Origin of the sequence: Geothrix oryzae, from assembly GCF_030295385.1 — a bacterium.
GTDB lineage: Bacteria > Acidobacteriota > Holophagae > Holophagales > Holophagaceae > Geothrix > Geothrix oryzae.
This window is the reverse complement of sequence record NZ_AP027079.1, coordinates 2,475,215-2,495,746: the sequence shown is the minus strand read 5'-3', so window position 1 is coordinate 2,495,746 and position 20,532 is coordinate 2,475,215. Positions and strand designations below refer to the sequence as shown.

Below are 20,532 nucleotides of genomic sequence, written 5' to 3'. Positions count from 1 at the left end.
GGATTGGGAGAGCCAGAATACGAGGAAGTGCGTCTAGCGTGCCAGGGTGATTTTCACATCGGTGGTCGGGGGCATGGCCATGGGCATCCCGGGAGCCGGGGTCTGGATGGTGGGGGGCATGGTCGCCGGGGCCTCGCGTCCCTGTCCCTGGGCGATGGACATGCCCCGCTCCATGTTCGATCGGGCCATGTCCGCCGTGGCCATGACGCCCTCGAGGCGGAGCTTGAACTCGCCGACATTGGTGGCCCGGAGGAGGGCCTCCTCCTCGGTGATGAGTCCCTGGCGCAACAGGAAGTAGAGGCTCTGGTCGAAGGTCTGCATGCCGTACTGGGCCGTGCCGGAGGCGATGACATCCTTCAGCATCTTGGTCTTGTCCTTGTCCTCGATGCAGCTGCGCACGGTCTCGGTGGCCACCATGACCTCCACGGCGGGCACGCGGCCCTGGCCGTCGGCCCGGGGCACCAGGCGCTGGGAGATGACGCCCTTGAGCACCGCGGCCAGCTGGAGCCGGATCTGCTTCTGGTGGTGGGGCGGGAAGACGGAGATGACGCGGTTGATGGTCTCCGTGGCGTCCAGGGTGTGCAGGGTGCTGAAGACCAGGTGGCCGGTCTCGGCTGCGTGCAGGGCCGTCTCGATGGTCTCCAGGTCGCGCATCTCGCCCACGAGGATCACATCGGGGTCCTGGCGCAGGGCGGCGCGCAGCGCCGAGGAGAAGGTCCGGCAGTCGGCCTCGACTTCGCGCTGGTTCACGATGCTGAGGTTGTCCCGGTGCAGGTACTCGATGGGGTCCTCGATGGTGAGGATGTGTTCAGTGCGGGTGGCGTTGATGAGGTCGATCATGGCCGCCAGGGTCGTGGACTTGCCCGAACCCGTGGTGCCCGTCACCAGCACCAGGCCGCGCTGCTCCTCGCAGATGGTCTTCAGGACCTTGGGGAGCATCAGGTCGTCGATGGTGTAGATCTTCCGGGGGATGACGCGCAGCACCAGGCCCACGGTGCCCCGCTGGTTGAAGATGTTGCAGCGGAAACGCCCCAGGCTCGGCACGGAATAGGCGATGTCGAGGTCGAGGTTCTCCTTGAACTTCGCCTTCTGCTTATCGCTGGCCATGATGGCGTAGGCCATGGCGATGGTGTCCTCCTGCACCAGCCGCTTGAACTGGGTCATGGGGGTGAGCTTGCCCCTAATGCGGGCGATGGGATGGTTGCCGACCTTGAGGTGGAGGTCGCTCGCGCCCTGCTCGCAGACCACGGTGAGCAGTTCATTGATATGCATGGCTTCTCCCGGGGAGGGTCCGCTTATCTTAGACCCCCTGCTGTCGAAAGGAAGGGGCTTGCAATCCATGCTCGGAAAACAGCACGAGGTCTGGTAAAATCGAGGGTTCTGCCCGGCCTTTGCCCGGGCCAACCAGGAAGTCTGATGACGCCTCTCGAAAAGATCCGCAACCTCGCCATCATCGCCCATGTCGATCATGGCAAGACCACCCTCGTCGATGCCCTGTTCAAGGGCGCCCACATGTTCCGGGACAACCAGCGCGTCCAGGAACGGGCCATGGACAGCAACGACCAGGAGCGCGAACGCGGCATCACCATCCTGGCCAAGACGACCTCCCTGCACTGGGGCGGCTACCGCTTCAACATCGTGGACACCCCCGGCCACGCCGACTTCGGCGGCGAGGTGGAGCGAGTCCTGAGCATGGTGGACTCCGTGCTGCTGGTGGTGGACGCCTTCGACGGCCCCATGCCCCAGACCAAGTTCGTCACCCGCAAGGCCCTGGCCCTGGGGCTGCGGCCCATCGTGGTCATCAACAAGGTGGACCGCCCCGGTGCCCGCCCCGTGTGGTCCCAGGACCAGGTCTTCGACCTGCTGATCGAGCTCGGCGCCACCGAGGAGCAGCTGGATTTCCCCTGCGTCTTCGCCAGCGCCAAGATGGGCTACGCCATGCTGGACATGAACGACGCCAGCGAGAACCTGGATCCCCTCTTCGACACCATCGTCAAGCACTGCCCCCATCCCACGGGCAGCCCCGACGCGCCGCTGCAGATGCTCGTCACCCTCATGGACTGGAGCGACTTCGTCGGCCAGATCGGCATCGGCCGCATCGTGAACGGCCGCATCAAGGTGGGCGAGACCGTGGCCCTGGTGAAGCGGGATGGCAGCATCCAGCAGCACAAGGTCACCCAGCTCTACGGCTTCGAGGGCCTCTCCCGCATCCAGCAGGCGGAGGCGAGCGCCGGGGAGATCGTGGCCCTGGCCGGCATCGAGGACATCCGCGTGGGCGAGACCATCGCCGATGCCGCGAGCCCTGCGGCGCTGGAGTATGTGGACATCGACGAGCCCACCATCACCATGATGTTCATGGTGAATGCCGGCCCCTTCGCCGGCCAGGACGGCAAGTTCATCCAGAGCCGCCGCATCCGCGAGCGCCTCCAGAAGGAGCTGCAGCATAATGTGGCCCTGCGGGTGGAGGACACCGACAGCCCCGATTCCTTCAAGGTGAGCGGCCGCGGCGAGCTGCACCTCTCGGTGCTCATCGAGAGCATGCGCCGCGAGGGCTTCGAGCTGTGCGTGAGCCGCCCCGAAGTCATCCTGCACACCAACGAACAGGGCGAGAAGCTCGAGCCCTACGAGGATGTCACCATCGACATTCCCGAGGCCTACATGGGCGTGACCATGGAGCACATGGGCAACCGCAAGGCCGAGATGCAGGACATGGCCAATGAGGGCGGGCGGCTGCGCCTGCACTTCAAGATCCCCAGCCGCGGCCTCATCGGCTTCCGCAACGAGTTCATGACCGACACCCGCGGCGAAGGCCTCATCCACAGCCTCTTCAGCCACTACGGCCCCCACAAGGGCGAGCTGGTCGGCCGCAAGAACGGCGTGCTCATCAGCATGGAGACCTGCGAGGCTGTGGGCTTCGCCCTCATGAACCTGGAAGAGCGCGGTGTCATCTTCATCCAGCCCGGCACCAAGTGCTACGAGGGCATGATCGTGGGTGAGCACGCCCGGGAGAATGACCTGGTGGTGAATGTGGCCAAGGCCAAGAAGCTGTCCAACATGCGCTCCAGCGGCAGCGACGAGGCCACCCGCATCACCCCGCCCCGGGAGCACACCCTGGAGCAGGCCCTGGAATACATCGAGGCCGACGAGCTGGTGGAAGTGACCCCCAACTTCATCCGCATGCGCAAGCGCGTGCTGGACACCAACGAGCGCAAAAAATCCGAGAAGCGTTCCGACGCCTGAAGACTTGGAAATGATTGATTCGCGCCCGGATATTTCCGGGCGCGTCTTTTTTTGGGGCTAACCGGCCCGGCCGGGAGGCGCGTAGGCTTTCCGAGTATCCCCAGCGGAGGTTCGTCCTCCCGATGAACAGCTCCTTTTTCGGAGGTCCCATGCAACGGGTTCCCATCCGGTCCATTCTCGTGGGCCTGGCTTTGTGCTGCACCATCGGCGCGATGCCCGCCACGGCGGCGCCGCCCACCCTCCAGGATTTCTTCCGCAACCCCGAGAAGACGGGATTCTCGATCTCGCCCGACGGCAAGCACCTGGCCTGGGTGGCCCCCTATCAGAGCCGCCTGAATGTCTTCGTGCGGCCCCTGGCCGGAGGGAGCGAGACCCGCGTCACCGCCGAAACCGCCCGGGACATCTCGGGCTACTTCTGGAAGGGCGACCGGATCCTCTATGTGAAGGACTTCGGAGGAGACGAGAACTTCCATGTGGTGAGCGTCGACCTGGCCGGGAAGGACCTGAAGGACCTGACCCCCGGGGACAAGCTCCGCGCCGAGATCGTGGATGACCTCGAGAACGACGACCAGCACCTGCTGCTCTCCCACAACCGCCGCGATGCCCGGGTCTTCGATGTCTACCGGGTGGATGTGAAGACGGGGAAGGAGACCCTCGTGGCCCAGAACCCCGGGAACATCACGGGCTGGGTGACCGATCACGCCGGACGGGTGCGGATCGCCACGACCACCGATGGCGTCAACAGCTCGCTGCTCTACCGGGAAAAGGAGCAGGATCCCTTCAAGCCGATCCTGACCACGAACTTCAAGGAGACGCTGGCGCCGCTCTTCTTCACCTTCGACAACAAGAAGCTCTATGTGGCCTCCAACCGCGGACGCGACAAGGCGGCCATCTTCGAATTCGACCCGGCCACCGCCAAGGAGGGGAAGCTCCTCTTCGAGCGCTCCGATGTGGATGTCACCGGGCTGAGCTTTTCGAAGAAGCGGAAGGTCCTGACGGAGATCTCCTACACCACCTGGAAGACCCAGCGGCACTTCCTCGACGCGGAAACCAAGGCCGTGTTCGACAAGGTCCAGGCCCAGCTGCCGGGCTACGACATCGTGCTCGGACCCTACACCAAGGCCGAGGACAAGGTCATCGTCTCCACGACCAGCGACCGCACCCGGGGCAAGCGCTACCTGTTCGAGAAGGCGACGGGCAAGCTGACCTTCCTGGCCGAGGTGGCCCCCTGGCTCAAGGAAGCCGACCTCACCGAGATGAAGCCTGTCTCCTACGCCTCCCGCGACGGCCTCACGATCCACGGCTACCTGACCCTGCCCAAGGGCAAGGAGGCCAAGAACCTGCCCGTGGTCGTGAATCCCCACGGCGGCCCCTGGGCCCGCGATGTCTGGCGGTTCAACCCCGAGGTGCAGTTCCTGGCCAGCCGCGGCTACGCGGTGTTCCAGATGAACTTCCGCGGCTCCACCGGATACGGCCGGTCGTTCTGGGAAGCCAGCTTCAAGCAGTGGGGCCGCAGCATGCAGGATGATGTCACCGACGGCGTGCAGTGGCTCATCAAGCAGGGCATCGCCGATCCCAAGCGCGTGGCCATCTACGGCGGCAGCTACGGTGGATACGCCACCCTGGCGGGCATCACCTACACGCCGGACCTCTACGCCGCCGCGGTGGACTATGTGGGCGTCTCCAACCTCTTCACCTTCATGACCACCATCCCGCCCTACTGGAAGCCGTTCCTGGACATGATGTACGAGATGGTGGGCAACCCCGAGAAGGACAAGGAACTGCTGAAGGCCGCCAGTCCGGTGTTCCACGCCGACCGGATCAAGACCCCCCTCTTCATCGCCCAGGGAGCCAAGGATCCCCGCGTGAACAAGGCCGAAAGCGACCAGATGGTCGAGGCCCTGAAGAAGCGCGGCGTCGAGGTGGAGTACCTGGTGAAGGACAACGAGGGACACGGGTTCCGCAACGAAGAGAACCGGTTCGCCTTCTACGAGGCCATGGAACGGTTCCTGGCCAAGCACCTGAAGCCCTAGACTGGGGGGGATGAACGCCCCCTACCACGCCCCGCCCCGCGCCAGCTTCCGCCAGAAGCTGGGGCCCGGTGGGGCGGTTTCATTGGCGCTGGCGCTGCTCACGAGCCTCGGCCTGCTGGGCCTGCCGGTGCTGTTCCGGCTGCGGCAGGTGCTCCGGGGAGCCCACGGCGAGGAACCCGTGGCCTCGGATGCGATCCTGGTGTTGGGCCGGAAGCTGGAGGCCAATGCGTTGACGCCAGTCTTCGAGGCGCGGCTGGCCCACGCCGAAGGGCTCTGGCGGCAGGGGTTCGCCCCGCGGATCATCGTGGCCGGGGGGACCACCGGAACGGCGCTGCGCAGCGAGGCCGAGGCCGGCCGGGACTGGCTGCTGGCCCGGGGCGTCCCCGGAGGGGCGATCCTCCTGGAGGACCGCAGCCAGCACACCCTCGAGAACCTCTTCAATGTGCGGGCGCACCTGCGCGGCCAGGGGTGGCGAACCCTCCTGCTGGTCACGGACCCGCTGCACCTCACCCGGGCCGGGGCCACCGCCCGGGGGCTGGACCTGGAGGTGCGCTGCCGCCCCGCGCCCGGCTGTCCGCCGCTGGCCGGAACCCTTCGCTGGTGGGGGCGGGCCCTCCAGGAGGCCTTTCTGCTGCACTGGTACCACACCGGCATGGCCTACAGCCGCTTGATCCGTAGCGAACGGCAGCTGGAGCGGGTGACCTGAAGCCCGCCCCGGGGGTTCAGTGCCGGGGAAGGATGCTCAAGTAGATGAGGGCGCTGGCCCCCTCCCGGCCGTAGTCCCGGCCGCCCTTGGGATAGGCCACATTGAGCGGGAAGTCGTCGCCGTCAACCCAGAGCTTCATCTGGAAGGACTTCCCGTTCTCCACCCGCGCCGCATCCACCGTCCAGGTGGCCCAGCTCTTGGGTGAGTCCAGATCCAGGCGGACCTCCAGGCGCTCCTCGGTCTCCAGGCGGTAGGTGCGGCGGCGATCAGGATTGGGCAACTCCAGCACGAACTGCCATCGGCCGTCGGGCAGGTGGTTCATGACGCCCTTCAGGCCAGGGTAGCCCCGGGGGTAGGTGGGCGTGTGGGCCGGGGTGACGCAGGCCACCAGGGCCGCCAAGGGTGCGACGGAGAGGGCGGTGAGGAATGGGTGGCGCATGACAGCAGCCTACGCGAGTTCGGGGGGAGGGGGGCGCCTCGGTGCCGCAAGGAAGGGAGGGCTGCCAGACTGGATGGATCATGACTGGCCACCTCATTCTCGTCCCCACGCCCATCGGCAACCTCGGCGATCTCACGGATCGCGCCAAGGAGGCCCTGGCCGAGGCCGACCTGGTGGCCTGCGAGGATACGCGGCGCACCGGGGGCCTGCTCAAGCACCTTGGCATCGACAAGCCCATGCTGCGCTTCGACGACCACGCCGGCGCCGCCGCCTTCGAGCGGCTGGGGCTGGAGTTGATGTCGGGCCGCACGGTGGCTTACTGCAGCGATGCGGGCATGCCCGGCATCAACGATCCCGGCTTCGAGATCGCCCGGGCCGCCCGGGCCGCCGGAGCCAGGGTGACGGTGCTGCCCGGGGCCTCGGCCGTGCTGCTGGCGGTGGTGGCCTCGGGCCTGCCCAGCCACGCCTTCAGCTTCTGGGGCTACCTGCCCAACCGCAGCGAGCCCCGCCGCACCATGCTGAAGAAGCTCGGCGCGGAGGAGGAGACCGTCGTGGTCTTCGAGACGCCCCACCGCATCCACGAGACGCTTTCGGACCTGGAGGCCCTGCTGCCGGACCGGGAGATCGCCCTGGGTCGGGAGCTGACCAAGCTGCACGAGACCTGGTATCGCGGCACGCCCGCCCAGGTGAAGGCCCAACTCGGCCGCGAGGACCGCGGGGAGATGGTGCTGGTGCTGGCGGGGGCCGATGCGAAGCGCCTGGTCACCGAAAGCGAGGCCACTTTCGAGGGCGCGTTGCCGGCCTGGGCCGAGGCCTACCTCGCCGCCGCCCGGGAAGGCGGCATGACCCTCCGCGAGGCCGTGAAGCCCCTGGCCAAGCATCTGGGCGTGTCCGCCTCGGAGATCTACCGGCTGGCGGCGGAGCTCTGATGCCGAAGGACCCCGCCACCCGCCTCCAGTGGCTGGTGTTCGCGCTGGTCAGTGCCGTGTTCACCACGGTCTACATCCCCCAGCCGGTGTTGCCGGTGCTGCGGCAGACCTTCGGGGTGGGCGAGGGTGCCGCCTCGATGACGGTGTCGGCCGTGGTGCTGGGCATCGCCGTGGCGAACCTGCCCTTCGGGGCGCTGGCGGACCGGCTGCCCATCCGCCCGATCCTGCTCACGGGCGGCCTGGTGGTCTCGGCGGCGGGAGTGGCCTCGGCCCTGGCGCCCACCCTGCCGCTGCTGGTGGCCGCGCGGTTCCTGCAGGGGCTCTTCGTGCCGGCTCTCACCACCTGCCTGGCCGCCTACCTGGCCCGGGAGATGCCCGCGGAGCGGCTCAATGTGGTGATGGGCTCCTATGTGTCCGCCACGGTCGTCGGGGGGCTCTCGGGTCGCCTGCTGGGCGGGTTCGTCCTGCCGCCGGCCCACTGGCGCTGGGCCTTCCTCGTCGCGGCGGGCCTGCTGCTGGTGGCCACCCTGGCAGCCCATGCCGGGCTGCCCAGAGAGCGCCACGACGAGATCCGCGGGGCCGAGACGGTGCGCTTCCGCGATGTGCTGTTCCGGCACGACCTGTTCCGCCTCTACTGCGTGAGCGCCGGGGCCTTCTTCGTGTTCTCGTCGGTCTTCAACTACATGCCCTTCTACCTCCACGGCGCGCCCTTCCACTGGTCCACCCGGGCGGTGACCCTGCTCTACCTCTCCTACCTCGTGGGCGTGGTGGCGGGGCCCCTGGCGGGGCGCCTCAGCAACCGCGTCGGCAACGGTACGGCCATGGTGGTGGGGGCGCTGACCTTCGGGGCGGGGCTCGCGGTCACCCTGGTCCCCCGGGGCTGGGCCATGGCCGTGGCCCTGGCCCTGATCTGCGCCGGCTTCTTCACCCTCCACGCCTCGGCGGCGGGAGCCCTGAACCGCAAGCTCAGCGCCGGACGGGGCCGGGCCAACGCCTTCTATGTGCTCTTCTACTACCTGGGGGGCGCCGCGGGCATCACCCTCAGTGGCCACGCCTACCACCTGGCGGGCTGGCATGGGGTGGTGGCGCTGGCGGCGGGCGTGCTGCTGGTGCCCCTGAGCACCGGCGTGGTGGAGATGCGGCTGGCTCAGCGGGACGGTTCGGCCACCAGGTCCTCGGCGGCGCGGGCGAGGTAGCTCTCCAGCAGGCCGGGCACCTGGCTGGGCGTGAGCGGGCCGTGGACCTCGTCACCGATCATCACCACGGGCGCCAGGCCGCAGGTACCCACGCAGCGGGTGCTCTCGAGGCTGAAGATGCCGTCCTTGCTGGTCTCGCCGAAGCGGATGCCCAGCTCGTCCTGGAGCTTCTGGGCCACCTTCTCCGCGCCCTTCACATAGCAGGCGGTGCCGAGACAGACATTGATGAGGTACCTGCCGCGGGGCTGGAGCCGGAAGTAGTGGTAGAAGGTGGCGACCCCCGTGACCTTGGCCAGGGGGATCTGCATGAGCTGGGCCACGGCCTCGAGGTGGCCGGGGCCCAGGTGGCCGAAGTGGGCCTGCACCTGGTGGAGCGTGGCGATGAGCAGGCTCTCGCTGCGCTCCTGGTGCCGGTGGGCATCGATGAAGGCGAGGATGTCCTCGGGCAGCATGGCGCGGAAACCGCGTTCCAGCTCGGGCCAGTTGTCGGTGGAGCAGGGGCGGCAGTCGCTCATCGGATCCCCCGGGGCGTGCGGGCGGTGTAGTGGGTGTGGAGCAACTCATGGGCCCGGTGGCTCAGGGGCTCGCCGAGGAAGTCGGCATAGAGCTTCTGCACATCGGGGTTGTCGTGGCTGCAGCGCAGGGTCTTGGCGGAATCGATGCTGTAGAGGGCCTTGGCGCGGGCCCGGGCCAGGTCGTGGTTCATGGTGTAGGTGCCGATGGGCGGGTAGGGCTGGCCGCCCCCGCAGATGCAGCCGCCGGGGCAGGCCATGATTTCGATGAGGTGGTAGTCCTTCTCGCCGCGCTTCACCGCCTCGAGGAGGATCTTGGCGTTCTGGAGGCCGTTGGCCACGGCCACATTCAGGGTCTTTCCGGCCAGGGTCACGGTGGCCTCCCGGATCTCGCCGGTGACGCCGCGGACTTCGGTCAGTTCCAGGTTTCCGAGGTTCTTCCCGGTGAGCTTGAAGGCCGCCGTGCGCAGTGCCGCCTCCATCACGCCGCCGGTGGCGCCGAAGATGTCGCCGGCTCCCGACGAGGTCCCCAGGGGGTGGTCGAAGTCGCTGTCGGGCAGGCGGGTGAAGTCGATGCCGTAGGACTTGATCATCTGGGCCAGCTCGCGCGTGGTGATGACCGCGTCCGTGGTGGGGCTTCCATCGAGGACATGCTCGGGGCGGGCGGCTTCGAACTTCTTGGCCACGCAGGGCATGACGGACACCACATAGATGTCCTTGGGATCCAGCCCCTTCTGCTGCGCGTAGTAGGTCTTGATGAGGGTGGACTGCATCTGCATCGGGCTCTTGCAGCTCGACATGTGGGGGATGAGCTCCGGATAGAACTTCTCCAGGAAGCTCACCCAGCCGGGGCTGCAGGAGGTGAGCAGGGGCAGGGGGCCGCCGCCATCGAGGCGGTTCAGCAGTTCGTGGGCCTCTTCCATGATGGTGAGGTCGGCGCTGAAGTTGACATCGAAGATGGCGTCGAAGCCCATGCGGCGCAGGGCCGTGACCATCTTCCCGGTGACCGGCGTGCCCATGGGCAGGCCGAAGGCCTCGCCGAGGGCGGCGCGGATGGCGGGGGCGGTGGTGACCACCACATGCTTTTCCGTCCGGGGGAACCCGAGCGCCTTCCACACGCGCTCGGTGTGATCCTGTTCGAGGAAGGCGGCCGTGGGGCACACGCTCACGCACTGGCCGCACTGGATGCAGGCGCTCTCGTCCATGGGCGCCAGGTTGGCGGGGCCCACCACGGTGGTGAAGCCGCGGCCGTGCTGGCTGAGGTTGAACACGCCCTGCACCTCACCGCAGACCCGGATGCAGCGGCCGCAGAGGATGCACTTTTCCGCGTTGCGCACCACGGAGGCCCCGGCGTCGTCGATGGGGAACTGCTTGCGCCTGCCCTCGAAGTGCCGCTCGCGCACGCCCATGCGGTAGGCCAGGTTCTGCAGTTCGCAGATGCCATCGCGGTCGCAGGTCTGGCAGTCCTTGGGGTGGTTGTCCAGCAGCAGTTCCACGATGTCGCGGCGGGCCTCGCGGATGACGGGGCTGTTGGTCTGGACCTCCATGCCCTCCCAGGCGGTGGTGGCGCAGGAGGCCAGGCAGTGGTCGAAGCCCTCGACCTGCACCACGCAGACCCGGCAGTTGCCCTCGAGGCTGAGCTCGGGGTGGTAGCAGAGGCGGGGGATGTGGATGCCGAGGGTTTCCGCCGCGTCCATGACCGTGGTTCCGGCCGGAACGAGGATGGGCTCGCCGTCGATCTTGAGGCTGATCATCTGGGACATCGCAGACTCCTACACCCTGTCGATTGCAGCGAACTTGCAGACATCGAAGCAATTGCCGCACTTGATGCAGGCGGCCTGGTCGATCACATGGGCCTCCTTGCGGGCGCCGGAGATGCACTCCACGGGGCAGTTGCGATCGCAGATGGTGCAGCCGATGCACTTCTCCGGGTTGATCTCGTAGCGGATCAGGGCCACGCACTTCTTCGCGGGGCAATGCTTGTCCTGGATGTGGGCCAGGAACTCGCTGCGGAAGTGCTTGAGGCTGGAGAGCACGGGGTTCGGCGCGGCGCGGCCCAGCCCGCAAAGGCTGGTGCGCTGGCAGAGGCGGGACAGGCGCTCGAGCTTGTCCAGGTCGGCCAGCTCTCCCTTGCCCAGGGTGATGCGCTCCAGGATCTCGAGGATGCGCGTGGTGCCCTCCCGACAGGGCGTGCACTTCCCGCAGCTCTCCTCCTGGCTGAAGGCCATGTAGAACTTCGCGATGTCGACCATGCAGTCGTCCTCGCTCAGGACGATCATGCCGCCGGAGCCCATGATGGAGCCGGCCTTCTGCAGTGGCTCGAAGTCCACCTCCATGCCCTGCATGGCCGCGGGGATGAAGCCGCCCGCGGGGCCGCCGGTCTGGATGGCCTTGAGCTGCTTGCCGCCGGAGACGCCGCCGCCGATGTCATTCACCACCCGGGAGAGCGTCGTGCCCAGCGGCACCTCCACGAGGCCCGTATGCCGGACCTTGCCCGCCAGGGCGAAGACCTTCGTCCCGCCGCTCTTCTCGGTGCCGATGCGGGAATACCAGTCGCCGCCGTAGCGCAGGATGGCGGAGACATTGGCGAAGGTCTCCACATTGTTGATCACCGTGGGGTGGCCCCACAGGCCGCGGTCGGTGGGGTAGGGTGGGCGCACCTTCGGCTGGCCCCGCTCGCCTTCGATGGAGCGGATGAGGGCCGTCTCCTCGCCGCAGACGAAGGCGCCCGCGCCGAGCCGGATCTCCAGGTCGAAGTCGAAGCCGGAGCCCATGATGTCCCGGCCGAGCAGCCCCTGGGCGCGGCAGGCGGCGATGGCCTGTTCGATGCGCTTGATGGCCAGCGGATATTCGGCCCGGATGTAGAAGAACCCCTTCTGCGCGCCGATGGCGAAGCCGCCGATGATCATGCCCTCGACGATGTTGAAGGGATCGCTCTCGAGCATGGAGCGGTCCATGAAGGCGCCCGGGTCGCCCTCGTCGCCGTTGCAGATGATGAAGCGGGTGGTGTCGGCCTGTTTGCGCGCCAGGGTCCACTTGGTGGCCGTGAGGAAGCCGCCGCCGCCGCGACCCCGGAGCCGGGCCTTGGTGAGTTCGGAGATCACCCAGTCGGGGTCGCGGCGCTCCAGGGCGGTGGCCAGGGCCTTGAAGCCGTCGAAGCCGAGGTATTCATCGAGGCTCTCGGGATCGACGACGCCCGCGTTTCGCAGGGCGATGCGGCTCTGGCGGTTGAAGAACGCCACATCCCCGTAGCGTTCCAGGAACTCGAGGGCGATGGGCTCCTCCTGCACCTGCAGGCGGGTGACCACCCGGCCTTGGAGGACATGGTCCTGTAGGATGTCCAGCAGATCAGCCTCGGAAGTCACGCGATAGAGGATCTTCTCGGGGCGGACCAGGAGATAGTTGGCGGCGGGACCGCCCGCGAGGCCGCAGGCCCCGAAGCAGCTGGTGGTGGCCACGCCCACGCGGTGGGGTTCGACGCCGTGCTCGGCAAGCAGCTCCAGGAACCGGACGCGGAGGTCCACGCCACCCCGCTGGCAGCGGTCTCCTTCGCAGAACAGGAACTCGCGCTCGGGCAGCACCTCGCCACTGTGGTCCAGCACATGCTTCATCACCGGGGCGCCGCCCTGGATGTGCTCGGTGAAGATGCGATGGACCAGATCGCGGTTGACCCGCTCGTACTTGACGGGCAGCTGGCCGGGCAGGCGCACGCCGAGGATGGGCTCGCGCGAGCAGCGGCCCGTGCAGCCCGTGCGATGGATGACGATGTCCTTCCGGCCGGAGGCCCGGATGTGCCGGATGAACTCCTCGGCCACGGCCTGGGATCCCGCCGCGTGCTCGCAGGTGGCGGATCCCACCTGGATGATGATCCGGTTCTCCAGATCCCTGTCGGCCAGGGTCCGGACGGCGCGGTCCGCCAGGGACCGGTAGAAGTCGCTCACGGGAAGAGGCATGAACTCTCCTGCCACCCGCTCGGGACGGGTGGATTCAAAGATGTGGAGGACGGCGGGGGGTGGGGACCCGACACCGCGGACCGGACATCAGCTGCACAGGGAGTCTGCTCATTGATGACCGATAGGTCAGTGATGGAAATCACATCCGGCTAAATCTTTACACTCTGTTCTGAGGCGGCCCCCAGGCCCCCGGCCGACCTGCCTTCCCAGGGCGCGGATGCGGGTTTCCAGGCAGCCCCGGCAGGCCTCCGCCGTCTCGCTCACGCAGGCCTTGCCGGGGTAGATCTCGTAGCGGATGCGATAGCCCACGGGCGTCACATTGGGCATCACGACATTGGCCCCGCGCATCAGGGCCAGCTCGCGTCCCTGGGCGTGGTCGAGGGTGGCGAGGGCGGTGGTGCTGGGGATGTTGGCCTCGGGGCAGAGCAGTCGCGTCAGGGCCACGGCCTTGAGGGTGGTGAGTTCGTCATTGGGGACCTGGTCCCGCAGGGCCAGGTAGGACGGGGCATCCGGCCCGCCCATGGGCGTCCGGGGGCTGGGCAGGAAGGGGCCGATCCCGAGCATGTCCATGTCGAATTCGCGGAAGCGGAGCAGGTCGGCGGCGAGGATGTCCCAGGTCTGGCCCGGGATGCCCACCATCACGCCGGTGCCGATCTCGTAGCCCATGTCCCGCATGCGGCGGAGCTGGGCCAGGCGGTCGCTGGGCCGGCCCGGCAGATCCGGATGGATGAGGTGGTACAGCTCCGGATCGCCGGTCTCGAAGCGCAGCAGGTAGCGGTCCGCCCCGGCGGCCTTCCAGGCGGCCAGCTCCTCGTCGCTCCGTTCCCCCAGGGAAAGCGTGACGGCGAGGGGCGTGTCGGCCTTGATGGCCCGCACCGCCTCCGCGATGAAGGCCTGATCGAGGCCCGGGTCCTCTCCGGCCTGGATGACCACGCTGCCGTAGCCGAGGCGGTGGGCCTCCCGGGCCGCCTCGAGGATCTCCTCCCCCGTCATGCGGTAGCGGTCCAGGCCCCGGGCGGGAGCCCGCAGCCCGCAGTAATGGCAGGCGCGCACGCAGAAGCTGGAGGCTTCGATGAGGCCGCGCAGGTGGACCTCGTCGCCGACCCGGGCCCGGCGCACCGCATCCGCCTCGGCCCAGAGGCGTTCGAGGGCGGCGGGGTCGTCCTCCATGAGCCAGGCCTTCACGCGGCCCTGGTCGAGGTCAGCCACGCAGGGCCTCCAGGGCTTCCGGAAAGGGGCGCAGCGCGCGGTCGAGGATGCCCTTGGCGCGGGCGATGGCCAGCCCGTAGTTGGTGATGGGAACCCCGGCGTTCTCGCAGCGCTGGATGCGGGACAGCATTTCGCGGCGGTTGCCCATGCAGTTCCCGCAGTGGACCACCAGGGCGTAGCGGGCGAGATCTGTCGGGAAGTCCCGCCCCTGGATGTGCTCGAAGCGCAGCGGCGCGCCCACTTTGGTCTCGAGCCAGCGGGGGATCTTCACGCGGCCGATGTCCTCGTCGCCGGGGTGATGGGTGCAGCCTTCGGCCACCAGCACGCGCTCGCCGCCGCGGAGGCGGTCGATGGCGACGGTGCCACGCACCTGGGCCCGCAGGTCGCCGTGGAACCGGCTCAACAGGATGCTGAAGGAGGTGAGGGGGATGTCGGCGGGGACCCGGGTGGAGACGCCCTGGAAGGCCTGGGAATCAGTGACGACCAGGGCGGGGGGGCGCTTCAGCCCCTCCAGCGCCGCCGGCAGCTCGTTTTCCTGCACCACCAGGGCCAGGCCGTGGCCGTCCAGCAGATCGCGGATGGCCATGACCTGGGGCAGGATGAGGCGCCCCTTCGGGGCCTCCGAATCGATGGGCATCACCAGGATCGCCACCTGCCCCGCGGGGACCAGGTCCGCGAGCAGTTGCCGGGAGTCGAGGAACCCGCCGGGCGCGGCCAGGAGCAGGGCCTCCTTCAGCTCCGGCAGCCCCTCGCCGCTCTGGGCGGAGACCGGCACGCAGGGCGTCCCCAGGGCCTCGATGCGGGCCCATTCGGATTCCGGGGGCGCCGCGAGATCGGCCTTGTTCAGGACCCCCACGGTGGGGATGTCCCGCTGCTTCAGCTCGGCCAGGAGGGCATCCTCGAAGGGGCCCCAGGCCCCGGCTTCGGCCACGAGGAGGGCCAGGTCCACCCGCTCGAAGACGGCGCGGGTGCGGGCCATGCGCTGGCCCCCGAGGGCGCCCTCGTCATCCAGACCCGCCGTATCCACGAAGAGCACCGGGCCCAGCGGCCGCAGCTCCATGGGCTTCTCCACGGGATCCGTGGTGGTGCCCGCCTGCTCGGACACGAGGGAGACCTGCTGGCGCGTGAGGGCGTTCAGCAGGGAGGACTTCCCCACATTGCGGCGCCCGAAGAGGCCGATGTGGAGGCGGAGGGTGCGGGGCGCGGGCTGCATGGGGTTTCCGATCCGTCAGCAGAACACATCGCGTTCGCCGCGCCGCACGCGCGCCACCATGGCCCCGGCGCGGGTGCGGGCCCGGTCGTCCATGGCGGCGAGGCTCCCCGCGACCAGGATTTCGGCCGCGGCGCGGGTGGCGGGGCTGGCATGGTCCTCCACGAACTCCTGGAGGGTGGAGAGGGCGTTGGGTTGGCAATGGAGCTTGATCTCACCAGGCTTGGCGAGATCCATGAAGTCGGCGCCGGTACGGCCCATGCGATAGCAGCCAGTGCAGAAGCTGGGGATGAAGCCGGACTCCGCCAGGTCGCGCACCACCTCATCCAGGTCGCGGTGATCGCCCAGGGAGAACTGGGCGCCGCCATCGCCCGGGCCGTTGCCGGCCTCCTCCTCCCGGTAGCCGCCGGGGTTGGTGCGGCTGCCTGCGCTGATCTGGCTGATGCCCAGATGGAAGACCTCGCGGCGGACTTCCGGCCGTTCGCGGGTGCTGAGGATCAGCCCCGTGTAGGGCACCGCCAGCCGGAGGATGGCGACGAGCTTGCGGAAGTCGGCGTCCGTCACGGCGAAGGGCGGGGCTTCGCTGGTGGTGGAGCCTTCGGCGGGCTCGATGCGCGGCACGCTGATGGTGTGGGGCCCGCACCCGAAGCGATCTTCCAGGTGGCGGGCGTGGCGCAGGAGCGCCAGCAGCTCGAAGCGCCAATCATGGAGGCCGAAGAGGGCGCCGATGCCCACATCCTCAATGCCCGCCTGCATGGCCCGGTCCATGCACCCCAGGCGCCAGTCGTAGTCGGCCTTGAGGCCGCGGGGATGCATCAGGGCGTAGGTGGCCCGGTGGTAGGTCTCCTGGAACAGCTGATAGGTGCCGATCTGGGTTTCCTTGAGGCGCCGGAAGTCGGGAAGATCCAGGGGGGCGATGTTCACATTCACCCGCCGGATGCTCTCGGCGCCTTCGCGGGTGGCGTAGATCGTGCGGATGGCCTTCAGGATGTAGTCCAGGCCCTCCTTGGGGTAGGCCTCGCCGGCCACGAGCAGCAGGCGCTTGTGCCCCTGGCGCAGAAGGTGGCACACCTCGGCGGCGATCTCCGCCTGGCCCAGGGCGCGGCGGGTCAGGCCGCGGTTGGAGGCCCGGAACGCGCAGTAGAGGCACTCGTTGCCGCAGAGGTTCGATACATAGAGCGGCGCGAACAGGACGATGCGCCGACCATAGATCTCCTCCTTCACCTGTTCGGCTGCGTGGAACAGCTCGTCCAGCAGATCGGGCCGCTGGACGGCCATGAGGACGGGGAGGTCGGCCTCGTCCAGACCCCGCAGCTCCCGGGCCCGGGCGAGGATGTCGCGCACCCGCACCGGGTCCTGGGCCGGCGCGCCGTCCAACAGCCGGCCGATGGACGCTTCATCCAGGGGGAATGCTTCCGAAGGGCCATGCATGGAAAGAACCTCCGCGGGGCGCGCCGCTGGCCAAACATAACCCTCAGGTTGTCTTTGATCCAGCCCCGCAGCGGCGGACCTTGGTCACAACCGGGCGGAACGGCGTCCGGACGGGCGCGGCGGCAGGCTGTACCAGATGATCGTCCCGAGAATCAGCAGCCCGCCCAGAAGGGCCCAGGCCGAGGGGCGCTCGCCGATGCCGAGGAAGACCCAGACGGGATTGAGCACGGCCTCCAGGGTGCCGGTCACCACGGCGGCCGTGGCGGACAGGTGCTTCATCCCGGCGTTGAAGAGCAGGTAGGCGATGCCGATCTGGAAGACGCCGAGGTAGAGCAGGATGCCGGCCTGGGGCAGGGTGACCCGGAGGCCCGGCAGGGCGGGGGCGCAGACGGCCGCCACCAGCAGGTTGCCGAGGATGATGGCGCCGATGGGATCGACCTCGGGGCGGCGTTCCCGCTGCAGCTTGAGGGTCATGGAGAAGAGCGCCAGGCAGAGGCCGGAGACCACGCCGAGAAGGTTGCCCGCCAGGGTGCCCGCTCCGAGCCGGCCCACGAAAAAGAGGCCCATGGCGCCGAGGCAGAGGATCACCGCCAGGAGATCCCGGCGCGCCACCGGTCGTCCGGCGAGCCGGGGCTCGAGGAACACCAGGTAGATGGGGGCGGAGAACTGGAGGAAGATCGCGTTCGCGGCGGTGGTGAGCTTGGTGGCGGCGACGAAGAAGATGAGCACCCCCGCATAGGCGGCGGCGCACGCGAAGGCGAGGGCGTCCGGCCGGGGGAACGGGCGCCCGCCCCGGAGCTTCACCACCAGGGCGATGGTGAGGGCCGCCACCAGGCTGCGGGCGAAGGCGATCTGCAGGGCCCCGAGGGGCAGCACCTTGATGAAGAGCCCGCTGGAACTCCAGAGCAGGGCCGCCAACGCCACCAGGGCCGCGCCCCGCATCCTGTCGCCATGTCCGGTCATGGATCCATTGGATCATGCCGCTTCAGGGAATCAGCCCACGACCCCCAGCAGGCTCCGCCAGCCCCGGAATTGCACGCCGCCCTCCAGGCGGATCAGCGTCCAGCAGTCGCTTCCCTGATCGGCCGTGGGGCCGTGCTGATGGTCCGGCCCGTGGGCGATCCAGTCGCCGGGCCGGAGGTGCGCCGGGCCATCCTGGAGGGCGCCGGACAGCACCAGGGACAGCTCGGGCCCCCGGTGCCCGTGGACCGGCATGGTCCGCCCGCCGGGCATGCGGGCCAGGCTCAGGGTCGCGCCGGTGGCGGGATCCTTCATGAGCCGGGCCACCTGCGCGCCGCCAAGGCCGTGGCGCGTCCACTCCCACTGATCCTCCGGGGGGAGGAGGGGGCGGAGGGCGACGAGGGGATGGTCGCCGGAGGCGAGGGCCTGCCCGGGGCCGTGGATGCCGCGGCAGGTCCCGCAGTGGCCCAGGTGCACCCGCAGCAGCAGCGCGGTCAGGGGATCGCCGCCGGGTTCGAGGGCGCGCCAGGCCTCCTCTTCGGGGTGATGCTGGGGGCCCTGGGGCAGGCGGCCCTCCCGCAGGGCGGCCAGGGCGCCATCGAGGGCCCGCTCGGCGGCCGGCCCGGCGGGGTTGCCCCACAGGGCCCGCAGGATGGGGGCCGTGCGGTGGAAGCTGTCCAGGAAGGCGCGGCACGGGGGACACAGACTCAGGTGCAGTTTGAGTCCGAGCCAATGGAAGGGCCCCAGGGCGCCCTCCTCGTAATCCGTGAGCAGATCCACCACTTCGGCACAGGTCGGCATGAACAGGGTCATGGCTCCTCCCCCTGGCCGGGTGCGAATTCGGGCAGCATGGCCCGCAGGGCCAGACGGGCCCGGTGCACGCGCTGGCGCACCAGCTCCCGGGTGATGCCGAGCTGCCGGCTGATCTCATCGGTGTTCCAGCCCTCAAGGTCGCGCAGGACGAAGACGGCCCGCTGGTCGTCGGACAGGCGGTCCAGGCCCGCCCGGACCCGGGCCTTCAGCTCCTCCTGTTCGACCTTCATCAGCGCCTCCGCATCCTCGCTCCATTCGAGGAGCCCATCCACATTCATGTGATGCCCGTCGTCACCGAATCGTGGCATCAGATCCTCGATGGCGTCCTCCCGGCGCCGGACCCGCTTCCGGCGGGCCATGAGGGCCTGGTTCACGCAGATGCGGTAGGCCCAAGTGCTGAACTTGCTGGCCCCCTGGAAGCCGGGGAGCTCCCGGTGGAGGGTGAGCAGGGCATCCTGCAGGGCGTCCTGGCTTTCGGCCTCGTTGCCCAGGATGCGGTCGATGACGCGGAACAGCATGCCCAGGTGGGGGCGGACCAGGGCCTCGAAGGCCTCCGCGTCCCCCGCGGCGGCGGCCTGGACCAGGGCGGTTTCGGGGCGCTCCCCGGGCGTGGGGCTCATCCAGCCTCCAGGGAACCCGTCGGATCGGGGGCGGTCGCCTCCTGCGGGGCTTCCAGGGGCGGCGCCAGCCGGGGCAGGCGGATGGTGAAGGCCGAGCCCAGCCCGAGCCCGCGGCTGGACACCCGCACCTCGCCGCCGTGCCGGGTCACGATCTCCTTGACGAGGAACAGGCCGAGGCCCGTGCCGGACACCTGGCGGGTCATCTCGTCGCCCACCCGGAAGAAGCGATGGAAGATCCGGGGCAGGTCCTTGGCGGCGATGCCATGTCCCAGGTCGCTGACGACGATGAGGATGTCCTCGCCGTCCCCGTCCAGCGTGACGGTGGTCTCCCGGGGCTCGGCGGCGTATTTGAAGGCGTTGGAGAGCAGGTTCTCGATGACGGTGCCGAGGGCTTTGGGGTCCGCCTGGGCCCACAGGGGTTCCGGGGTCGTCTCGAGCTTCAGGCCCAGGGCCCCGGGCCCCAGCCGGTGGTCCATGCCTTCGCAGACGCCCCGCAGCCACGGGGCCAACTCGAGCGGAGCCGTGTGGAGGACGAGGCTCCCGGATTCGGCCCGGGCCACATCGAGCAGGTTGCCCACCAGCTCATTGAGCCGGTCCAGGTCCTTCTCCATGAGACCCCGGATCCGCTGGCGCTGCTCCTCGCCGAGGCTGCGGGTGAAGAGCGTCTCCGTCCAGACCTTCAGGGAGGCGATGGGGGTCTTGAGTTCGTGGGTGACGGCGGAGGTGAAGTTGCGCTGGCGCAGCTTGAGGCCCAGTTCCTCCGACAGCTTCCGGTAGAGGACGACGAAGCCGAACAGCACGGCCACCACCATGAAGGCGCCCTCGCTGCCGGTGCGGATGATGGCATGGCGCTCCTGGCGCTCCAGCTCGGCCAGGGGCTCCGGGCGCAGGGTCAGGTAGGCGGAGCCGTCCAGCAGGGGGGGATCATCCGGTGCCACGGGGTAGGGCACCATGGCCACATAGGGGAAGGTCGAGTGGATGGCCTGCCGCCGCTCCTCCAGGCTGGGCATGGATGGGACCCGGCCCTCAATGGCGCCGCGCCGGGACGACGGATCGGGCTGGCCGTGGATGTAGGTGAGCACCCTCAGGCTGTCCATCTGCCAGGCCTCGGCCCGTCCGGCCTTCAAGGCCTGCGAGCGGGCCGCCAGCAAACGCCCCGATTCGCGGATCTGCAGCTTGATCCACCAGCCCACCTGGACGCACAGCACGACGGACACGGACAGGAAAATGATCCGCTGCAGCGAGAAGGTCTGGGCGCGATTGGCCATGCCCCCATCTTGG

General features: G+C 68.8%; 17 protein-coding genes. 5 read left to right on the top strand and 12 right to left on the bottom strand.

Annotated features, from left to right (window positions below):
• Positions 1-33: 33 nt before the first annotated feature.
• Complete coding sequence (locus QUD34_RS11450; protein WP_286353838.1) at positions 34-1,272, bottom strand: type IV pilus twitching motility protein PilT; 1,239 nt, start codon at positions 1,270-1,272, stop codon at positions 34-36.
• A gap of 144 nt (positions 1,273-1,416) precedes the next feature.
• On the opposite strand from QUD34_RS11450, the gene typA reads away from it, so the two are divergent.
• The 3 genes from typA to QUD34_RS11435 all read left to right on the top strand — a co-directional run bounded on the left by typA (position 1,417) and on the right by QUD34_RS11435 (position 5,979).
• On the top strand, positions 1,417-3,240 hold the full coding sequence (gene typA, locus QUD34_RS11445) for a translational GTPase TypA (protein ID WP_286353837.1): 1,824 nt from the start codon (positions 1,417-1,419) through the stop codon (positions 3,238-3,240).
• A 149-nt stretch (positions 3,241-3,389) separates the two neighbouring features.
• Complete coding sequence (locus QUD34_RS11440) at positions 3,390-5,273, top strand: S9 family peptidase (RefSeq protein ID WP_286353836.1); 1,884 nt, start codon at positions 3,390-3,392, stop codon at positions 5,271-5,273.
• A 10-nt stretch (positions 5,274-5,283) separates the two neighbouring features.
• Positions 5,284-5,979: a YdcF family protein gene (locus QUD34_RS11435; protein WP_286353835.1), complete on the top strand. Its 696-nt coding sequence runs from the start codon at positions 5,284-5,286 to the stop codon at positions 5,977-5,979.
• 16 nt (positions 5,980-5,995) lie between these two features.
• Here QUD34_RS11435 and QUD34_RS11430 read toward each other — a convergent pair whose 3' ends face one another.
• Positions 5,996-6,418, bottom strand: coding sequence for a hypothetical protein (locus QUD34_RS11430; RefSeq protein ID WP_286353834.1), 423 nt, complete (start codon positions 6,416-6,418; stop codon positions 5,996-5,998).
• An 80-nt stretch (positions 6,419-6,498) separates the two neighbouring features.
• Here QUD34_RS11430 and rsmI point away from each other — a divergent pair, with 80 nt between their 5' ends.
• On the top strand, positions 6,499-7,347 hold the full coding sequence (gene rsmI / locus QUD34_RS11425; RefSeq protein ID WP_286353833.1) for a 16S rRNA (cytidine(1402)-2'-O)-methyltransferase: 849 nt from the start codon (positions 6,499-6,501) through the stop codon (positions 7,345-7,347).
• A complete protein-coding gene (locus QUD34_RS11420) occupies positions 7,347-8,543 on the top strand; it encodes an MFS transporter (RefSeq protein WP_286353832.1) in 1,197 nt (398 codons plus the stop codon). Before rsmI ends, QUD34_RS11420 begins: the two co-directional genes overlap by 1 nt.
• On the opposite strand, the gene nuoE is transcribed toward QUD34_RS11420, so the two are convergent.
• The 10 genes from nuoE to QUD34_RS11370 form a co-directional block, all read right to left on the bottom strand.
• The gene (nuoE, locus tag QUD34_RS11415; RefSeq protein WP_286353831.1) at positions 8,495-9,058 is read right to left on the bottom strand and encodes an NADH-quinone oxidoreductase subunit NuoE; all 564 of its coding nucleotides are present in this window, start codon (positions 9,056-9,058) and stop codon (positions 8,495-8,497) included. The genes QUD34_RS11420 and nuoE overlap by 49 nt on opposite strands.
• The gene (locus QUD34_RS11410; RefSeq protein WP_286353830.1) at positions 9,055-10,818 is read right to left on the bottom strand and encodes an NADH-dependent [FeFe] hydrogenase, group A6; all 1,764 of its coding nucleotides are present in this window, start codon (positions 10,816-10,818) and stop codon (positions 9,055-9,057) included. The genes nuoE and QUD34_RS11410 overlap by 4 nt, the downstream gene beginning before the upstream one ends.
• A gap of 9 nt (positions 10,819-10,827) precedes the next feature.
• Positions 10,828-13,008, bottom strand: coding sequence for an NADH-ubiquinone oxidoreductase-F iron-sulfur binding region domain-containing protein (locus QUD34_RS11405; RefSeq protein WP_286353829.1), 2,181 nt, complete (start codon positions 13,006-13,008; stop codon positions 10,828-10,830).
• A gap of 126 nt (positions 13,009-13,134) precedes the next feature.
• Complete coding sequence (gene hydE, locus QUD34_RS11400; RefSeq protein WP_286353828.1) at positions 13,135-14,217, bottom strand: [FeFe] hydrogenase H-cluster radical SAM maturase HydE; 1,083 nt, start codon at positions 14,215-14,217, stop codon at positions 13,135-13,137.
• Positions 14,210-15,430, bottom strand: coding sequence for a [FeFe] hydrogenase H-cluster maturation GTPase HydF (hydF, locus tag QUD34_RS11395; RefSeq protein ID WP_286353827.1), 1,221 nt, complete (start codon positions 15,428-15,430; stop codon positions 14,210-14,212). The genes hydE and hydF overlap by 8 nt, the downstream gene beginning before the upstream one ends.
• 15 nt (positions 15,431-15,445) lie before the next feature.
• On the bottom strand, positions 15,446-16,858 hold the full coding sequence (hydG, locus tag QUD34_RS11390) for a [FeFe] hydrogenase H-cluster radical SAM maturase HydG (RefSeq protein ID WP_286353826.1): 1,413 nt from the start codon (positions 16,856-16,858) through the stop codon (positions 15,446-15,448).
• An 84-nt stretch (positions 16,859-16,942) separates the two neighbouring features.
• Positions 16,943-17,821 carry a DMT family transporter gene (locus QUD34_RS11385; RefSeq protein ID WP_286353825.1) on the bottom strand — a complete coding sequence of 293 codons (879 nt, stop codon included), beginning with the start codon at positions 17,819-17,821 and terminating at the stop codon, positions 16,943-16,945.
• A gap of 30 nt (positions 17,822-17,851) precedes the next feature.
• Positions 17,852-18,631 (bottom strand): cupin domain-containing protein, encoded by a 780-nt coding sequence (locus tag QUD34_RS11380; RefSeq protein ID WP_286353824.1) that lies wholly within the window; start codon positions 18,629-18,631, stop codon positions 17,852-17,854.
• Entirely contained in the window at positions 18,628-19,251 is a 624-nt protein-coding gene (locus QUD34_RS11375) for an RNA polymerase sigma factor (protein WP_286353823.1), read from the bottom strand. Before QUD34_RS11375 ends, QUD34_RS11380 begins: the two co-directional genes overlap by 4 nt.
• Positions 19,248-20,519 carry a sensor histidine kinase gene (locus tag QUD34_RS11370; RefSeq protein WP_286353822.1) on the bottom strand — a complete coding sequence of 424 codons (1,272 nt, stop codon included), beginning with the start codon at positions 20,517-20,519 and terminating at the stop codon, positions 19,248-19,250. The genes QUD34_RS11375 and QUD34_RS11370 overlap by 4 nt, the downstream gene beginning before the upstream one ends.
• Between the last annotated feature and the right edge of the window lie 13 nt (positions 20,520-20,532).

What these genes read in the sequence shown, in the direction of transcription:
- QUD34_RS11450 (WP_286353838.1), bottom strand. Translation starts at nt 1,272, where the DNA reads ATGCATATCAATGAACTGCTCACCGTGGTCTGCGAGCAGGGCGCGAGC.
- typA (WP_286353837.1), top strand. Translation starts at nt 1,417, where the DNA reads ATGACGCCTCTCGAAAAGATCCGCAACCTCGCCATCATCGCCCATGTC.
- QUD34_RS11440 (WP_286353836.1), top strand. Translation starts at nt 3,390, where the DNA reads ATGCAACGGGTTCCCATCCGGTCCATTCTCGTGGGCCTGGCTTTGTGC.
- QUD34_RS11435 (WP_286353835.1), top strand. Translation starts at nt 5,284, where the DNA reads ATGAACGCCCCCTACCACGCCCCGCCCCGCGCCAGCTTCCGCCAGAAG.
- QUD34_RS11430 (WP_286353834.1), bottom strand. Translation starts at nt 6,418, where the DNA reads ATGCGCCACCCATTCCTCACCGCCCTCTCCGTCGCACCCTTGGCGGCC.
- rsmI (WP_286353833.1), top strand. Translation starts at nt 6,499, where the DNA reads ATGACTGGCCACCTCATTCTCGTCCCCACGCCCATCGGCAACCTCGGC.
- QUD34_RS11420 (WP_286353832.1), top strand. Translation starts at nt 7,347, where the DNA reads ATGCCGAAGGACCCCGCCACCCGCCTCCAGTGGCTGGTGTTCGCGCTG.
- nuoE (WP_286353831.1), bottom strand. Translation starts at nt 9,058, where the DNA reads ATGAGCGACTGCCGCCCCTGCTCCACCGACAACTGGCCCGAGCTGGAA.
- QUD34_RS11410 (WP_286353830.1), bottom strand. Translation starts at nt 10,818, where the DNA reads ATGTCCCAGATGATCAGCCTCAAGATCGACGGCGAGCCCATCCTCGTT.
- QUD34_RS11405 (WP_286353829.1), bottom strand. Translation starts at nt 13,008, where the DNA reads ATGCCTCTTCCCGTGAGCGACTTCTACCGGTCCCTGGCGGACCGCGCC.
- hydF (WP_286353827.1), bottom strand. Translation starts at nt 15,430, where the DNA reads ATGCAGCCCGCGCCCCGCACCCTCCGCCTCCACATCGGCCTCTTCGGG.
- hydG (WP_286353826.1), bottom strand. Translation starts at nt 16,858, where the DNA reads ATGCATGGCCCTTCGGAAGCATTCCCCCTGGATGAAGCGTCCATCGGC.
- QUD34_RS11385 (WP_286353825.1), bottom strand. Translation starts at nt 17,821, where the DNA reads ATGACCGGACATGGCGACAGGATGCGGGGCGCGGCCCTGGTGGCGTTG.
- QUD34_RS11380 (WP_286353824.1), bottom strand. Translation starts at nt 18,631, where the DNA reads ATGACCCTGTTCATGCCGACCTGTGCCGAAGTGGTGGATCTGCTCACG.
- QUD34_RS11375 (WP_286353823.1), bottom strand. Translation starts at nt 19,251, where the DNA reads ATGAGCCCCACGCCCGGGGAGCGCCCCGAAACCGCCCTGGTCCAGGCC.
- QUD34_RS11370 (WP_286353822.1), bottom strand. Translation starts at nt 20,519, where the DNA reads ATGGCCAATCGCGCCCAGACCTTCTCGCTGCAGCGGATCATTTTCCTG.